A 544-nucleotide genomic window follows, 5' to 3' on the forward strand; every position below is an offset into this window, starting at 1 on the left:
TATACATCAATTTGGTACACTTGCTGTTGTTTTAAAGAAAAATGACGAGGCCGTTTGGACCATTTCGTTAAATGAAAATTTTGAGGTTCATTCCGCTGCTTCTGAAAAAACGGTAGGAACTATTAGTTTATATAAGGCAACGATGGGAGACAGTCAGCCGATAATACTTCGCTATAAAGGTTCTAATTAGAATATTTCAGTTAATGTGTGGGTGAATCCGAGTAAAGGGTTTAATTTTAAGGATTAATCGTATATTACGGCTTTTCCTTGTTCACGTAACTTTTTTAAAGATGTAATCATATGATTTATATTTCATCGGAATATCTTTCCCATGAACTTAATTCAGCTATTACTTTCAAAGGAGATTTAGACGTATAGGAAAGATTGGTCAAAGGCTTGGTTTGATAAACTAAGTTGTGATCAATCTTTATTTGTGCTGGTTTTGTGCTAGTGGGAGACAGTGAAACATATTTATTAAATTTCCAATAAGAATTTAAAAAAAGTGAAGCCAAATAAAGAGAATGTTCGTCTAATATATATACAT

2 pseudogenes are annotated in these 544 nt (G+C 32.0%); one reads left to right on the forward strand and one right to left on the reverse strand.

Features of this window, described 5'->3' with window-relative positions:
* Positions 1-190 (forward strand): annotated as a pseudogene (locus tag AC3G7N_RS22315) (hypothetical protein); the annotation flags it as partial.
* A gap of 53 nt (positions 191-243) precedes the next feature.
* Here the strand turns inward: AC3G7N_RS22315 and AC3G7N_RS22320 are convergent.
* Positions 244-380: pseudogene (locus tag AC3G7N_RS22320) on the reverse strand (NAD(+)--rifampin ADP-ribosyltransferase); the annotation flags it as partial.
* Positions 381-544: the final 164 nt, after the last annotated feature.

The sequence above is a fragment of the Virgibacillus carmonensis genome (assembly GCF_057836705.1).